Origin of the sequence: Intestinibacter sp. (assembly GCF_051866655.1) — a bacterium.
GTDB lineage: Bacteria > Bacillota > Clostridia > Peptostreptococcales > Peptostreptococcaceae > Intestinibacter.
In genome coordinates, this window is the sequence record NZ_JBJDXL010000562.1 from 1 (window position 1) to 2,039 (window position 2,039).

Annotated in this window: 4 protein-coding genes; all 4 read right to left on the reverse strand. The window is 29.8% G+C overall.

Going from position 1 to position 2,039, the window contains the following annotated elements:
- The coding region (locus ACI3VO_RS16945; protein WP_439759032.1) for a metallophosphoesterase at positions 1 to 356 on the reverse strand (356 nt) is incomplete at its 3' end.
- Between the two features lie 4 nt (positions 357 to 360).
- The gene (locus tag ACI3VO_RS16950; RefSeq protein ID WP_439759033.1) at positions 361 to 579 is read right to left on the reverse strand and encodes a hypothetical protein; all 219 of its coding nucleotides are present in this window, start codon (positions 577 to 579) and stop codon (positions 361 to 363) included.
- Positions 576 to 764 carry a hypothetical protein gene (locus tag ACI3VO_RS16955; protein ID WP_439759034.1) on the reverse strand — a complete coding sequence of 63 codons (189 nt, stop codon included), beginning with the start codon at positions 762 to 764 and terminating at the stop codon, positions 576 to 578. The genes ACI3VO_RS16950 and ACI3VO_RS16955 overlap by 4 nt, the downstream gene beginning before the upstream one ends.
- 51 nt (positions 765 to 815) lie before the next feature.
- The coding region (locus tag ACI3VO_RS16960) for a TSCPD domain-containing protein (protein WP_439759035.1) at positions 816 to 2,039 on the reverse strand (1,224 nt) is incomplete at its 5' end.

Genomic DNA, 2,039 nt, shown 5'->3' on the forward strand with positions numbered 1-2,039 from the left:
TGAGTAAATAAATATTTATCTATCTGATACCATAAAGTGAATAGTTCTTTATTTTCTTTAAAGATAGATTTTATCTTATCACTATTCTTATAATCATATCTTGAAGCACTACCAAAATCAAAAAGATAGCTACAGTCATGATTTCCTAACAATAGAATAACTTTATACATGTTATCTTTCTTAAATTTAATAATATCATTAAATTCTTCTATTGCTTGTTCCTTTGTAATCCCCTCATAAGAATATGGATCAAGATAATCGCCTAGGAATACTATAAAATCATAATTATTAATTACTTCAATTGCTTTTCTCCAGAATGTTCTGCCATGTACATCAGGTATTATTAGAATTTTCATAGAGTTAAATTATATAGCTTTTTCTATAATCTTCTATATACTCATATAATTTTCTTATATATGGGTAATAATATTCAAAATCATCACTTAGTCTATCTATCATAAATTCTGATGCTCTATATAGAAAATCCTCTGGAGCATTTTCAAGAATATTATACATAGTACTATAATCAGATTCAGAAAATCTGCAATAATCAGGATCTAAATCAATGTCTACTATCATATTCCTAATATAAATTTTATTTTATTAATTTTATTTTCGTTAGTCTGATCGCTTTGTATTATTTTAATAATACAATTTATTAGAGTTGCAGAAGAGTCTAATTTCATTTGAAGATTTTTCTCATTAGCAATAGTTTCTTCTTCAAAATCATTAATAACTTCAATAAGTTTTCTAATAATACTCATAATAACCAACTAAATGAAAATAACCAAAGTAAAAACGCTATAATTTCCATGTTAATTACACTTACTGTAACCACAAGAAGTGCATTGGATACAACCATCAGTATGAATTAACGTAGATTCACTACATTGAGGGCATTTTTCCATATTATCTACTTCTTTAGTTACTTCTTTATTTAATAATCCTAACATTTTCTCATGTAGCTCTTTAAGAGCATTACCAACTGCTACTGGGCAACTACTTCCTTTAGAAGTATCTTTCTTAGTTGCAGACCTTACAGCATATGACGGACAAGTACCACAAGACTTTAATTGATCCAATATATTACTTATTGATACTCCACCTCTAGCTGATAGTGAAATCATACGACTTAAACCTATCATGAAGTTAGTACATCCTCCCGTAGAACCTTTACTAAGGTAGCATTCTCTTAAATCTCCAGTATTTTTATCAAAGAAAGCCTCGCAGTGTAGGCTGCCACATCCTGTTACTAATGTTTTCTTTAATCCAATACATGAATCTCCAGCTTTGATAATATCACCTCTCTCTAAAGTCTTAGTAGTTGTAAGAATTCCTTGTCTCTTACATCCATCTCTCCAAATAGTAACACCTTTTAATCTATATCTCCATGCTTGAAAATAAATATCTGCAACTTCTTCTATTGTAGTAGAATTAGGAAGATTGATAGTACTGCTAATTGATGCATCAATCCATTTTTGGAGAGCGGCTTGAACTTCAATTCTTCTTATAGGGTTTATGTCTGCCGAAGATACAAAATAATCAGGTAATGTATTATTTCCAGTTCTTTTCTTATATTGAGTTACAATATCAGCATCAACTGTATAGTATGTTTCTTCTTTATTTAAAGAAATAGTTCTACGTTGATAACTAAAAGCATAGTTAGGTTCTACACCAGTTGATACTTGAAGCATTGTTCCTATCGACCCAGTTGGAGCACACGTTAGAAGTTGGCTATTAGCTAATCCATAATTTCCTATTTGCTCCAAAATAGATTCATCTAAATCTAATTCTTGTAGAAATGAAGATTTTAATAAAGCTTCGAGATCACACATGGGATAACATCCTTTTTCTTTTGATAATTCAAGAGAAGTAAGAATAGAAGTTGTTGCAATAGTCTTAAATACTCTATTAATAAGAGAAAGACTTTCATCAGAACCGTATTTGATTCCTAGCTTGATTAACATATCGCCAAGACCCATAGTTCCTAATCCAATTTGTCTCCAATTTCTTGCACATTCTTGTTGTCCTTTCAGTGG

What these genes read in the sequence shown, in the direction of transcription:
- ACI3VO_RS16950 (WP_439759033.1), bottom strand. Translation starts at nt 579, where the DNA reads ATGATAGTAGACATTGATTTAGATCCTGATTATTGCAGATTTTCTGAA.
- ACI3VO_RS16955 (WP_439759034.1), bottom strand. Translation starts at nt 764, where the DNA reads ATGAGTATTATTAGAAAACTTATTGAAGTTATTAATGATTTTGAAGAA.